Origin of the sequence: Clostridium fallax (assembly GCF_900129365.1) — a bacterium.
GTDB lineage: Bacteria > Bacillota > Clostridia > Clostridiales > Clostridiaceae > Clostridium_AH > Clostridium_AH fallax.
Genome location: NZ_FQVM01000053.1, coordinates 1 through 2,788 on the forward strand (window position 1 = coordinate 1; position 2,788 = coordinate 2,788).

1 protein-coding gene is annotated in these 2,788 nt (G+C 22.4%); it reads left to right on the plus strand.

The window, feature by feature from the left end; all coding sequences use genetic code 11:
• The coding region (locus BUA70_RS12760; protein ID WP_143762343.1) for a DEAD/DEAH box helicase at positions 1 to 1,778 on the plus strand (1,778 nt) is incomplete at its 5' end.
• Positions 1,779 to 2,788: the final 1,010 nt, after the last annotated feature.

A 2,788-nucleotide genomic window follows, 5' to 3' on the forward strand; every position in this document is an offset into this window, starting at 1 on the left:
AAATAAAACTTTTGAATTCTTTAAATATAGAATCATCTATTATAGAAGAGGATAACTTTTTTAAACTTTTTTACTCTATAGAAGGCATTGAAAAGGAAGAATTTAAGGATATATTTCAGTATTTAGATGAAGGAAAAACTTTCTATAAAACTAAGAAAAATAACTTTTTAGATCTTGAGGATGAGAAGCTTTGTGAATTTTTTTATCTTTTAAAAGGGCTAAATTATGATTATAAAGATAAGGAGGACTTTGTTACCTTTAGTAAAAATAAAGGATACTATATAGAAAATAAAATTAAGAATAATGGACTTTCTTTTATTAGAGGAGAGAAAACCTTAGAAAAGATTAAAAGCAAATTAGATAATATAAAAGATAAGGAATACATACTATCAAAGGATTTTAAAGGAACCCTTAGAAACTATCAAATAGAAGGATTTAACTGGTTAAAATCTTTAAGTTATATGGGCTTTGGAGGAATTTTAGCAGATGAAATGGGTCTTGGTAAAACAATACAAATAATTAGTTTTTTATTGTCGGAAAAAGATAAAAAGTCTTTAGTAGTTACCCCAACCTCTTTAATATATAACTGGAAAGATGAATTTGAAAGATTTGCTCCAACCTTAAAAATAGGAGTTATTCATGGTGATAAAAAATCTAGGGAGAAAGTATTTTTAGATATAGATGAATATGATGTTATATTAACAACCTATGGAACTTTAAGAAGAGACTTTAACTTATATAATAATAAAACCTTTGATTTTGTAATAATAGATGAAGGGCAAAATATAAAAAATCCTGATGCAGAAAGTACGATAAAGGTTAAGGGGATTAAAGGAAAAATAAAATTTGCATTAACAGGAACCCCTATGGAGAATAACCTAATGGAGTTATGGTCTATATTTGATTTTATTATGCCAGATTATCTTTATACAAAGGAAAAATTTAAAGAAAGTTATATAACTTCAAAGGATACTAGAAAGGATACTAGATTAGAGGATTTAAAAACTTTAATACATCCATTTATTTTAAGAAGAACTAAAAAAGATGTATTAAAAGAACTTCCAGATAAAATTGAAAAGAAGTTTTTAGTAGAAATGACTGAAGGACAAAGGGCTATATACAAAAATTATATAAAGGAAGTTAAAAAGAACTTAAAAGATAATAAGGAAAATAAAATTACTATTTTTTCTTATTTAACAAAACTAAGACAGTTATGCTTAGATCCATCTCTTATTATAGACAACTATAAATTAGGAAGTGGAAAGCTTAAAATTGCAATGAGCTTAATAGAAGAGGCTATTAAGAATAATAAAAAGATATTATTATTTTCTCAGTTTACCTCTGTCCTTAAAAATATATCAAATATTTTAGAAAGTAAAAATATAAAATATATGTATTTAGATGGATCAACTAAAGCAAAGGAAAGAGTAGATATGGTAAAGGAATTTAATGAAGATAGTAGTATTAAAATATTTTTAATTTCCTTAAAAGCAGGAGGCACAGGTCTTAATTTAACATCAGCTAATATGGTTATTCATTTTGACCCTTGGTGGAACCCAACTGTAGAAGATCAAGCAACAGATAGAGCACATAGATTAGGTCAAAAAAATATAGTAGAAGTTATAAAGTTAGTCTCTAAAGGAACTATAGAAGAAAAAATAGTGGAACTTAAAGAAGATAAGAAAGAACTTATAAATGATATTTTAAGTGGAGATCTTAAAGATAGTAAAGCAATAACTTCTTTATCTTATGATGAAATTGTGGAGCTTTTCAACTAATTTTAATGTAACTTTTAGAGTATATTTATATGATTATAATTGAGGTAGAGAATTTATTTTAAAAATTTATGATAAAGTTCTGGATATTTTATATTAAGAATTAAAGCTTGCAAATATAAAATATCTAGAAGTTAGTTTTAAGAGATGTTAAACTTAAAATAAGTATACTTAAAAACAATAACTATAAAATTATAAGGCTTTAAAATTACTATATAGATATATTTTAAGTATTGTATTATTTTTATAAAGAGATTGATTAAATGTATTAAAATGTATTAGCAGGAAGTTAAAGAGGTATAAATAATGGTTATTAAATACAAACTTTCAAAAAAAAGAAATAAAAAATTGTTTAAAATATAAAAATAATCTATCTGTTTTCAATAAAATTATTTTAGCAATAGCAAATAATTTTACTACTTTTTTTGTTTTTTTATATACATTTTTCTAGTATTGAATCTATTAATTTAAATGGTCTTAAAATAACTACCATTACTACCTTAATGCTATTATTAGGAAAAATATTATTTGATATATTTTTTGCACCACGAAAATACTATATTTATAGAAATTAATTTTTTATGGATTTTGTACAAGTCCTATTAAAGAAACTGAAATAAAATTAGAATTAACTAATAAAAATATTATATTAAACAAATCTAATATAGTAACTATAGTTAATTGGAGTAATATTCATTCAATAAATATATATAAAGACTATATTGTAATGGATAAAAAAGGATTAAAAAATAGATCAACTATAGTAGCCTTAATTTCATTAAATAATTCATATAAAATATCATTAATTAATTGTATAGAGGATATAACTAAGGAATATTCTAACAAAATTGTATATTTGAATTAATCTTAAACAATAAATATAATTTTTTATAATTAACTATTCAATAAAATTAAATATATAAAATTAAAATCATCTATAAAATAGGTGATTTTTTTTATTATAGAAGTTTAGTTGAAAAAGGCTTGAAAAAGGGTGTATTATATGAAGTATA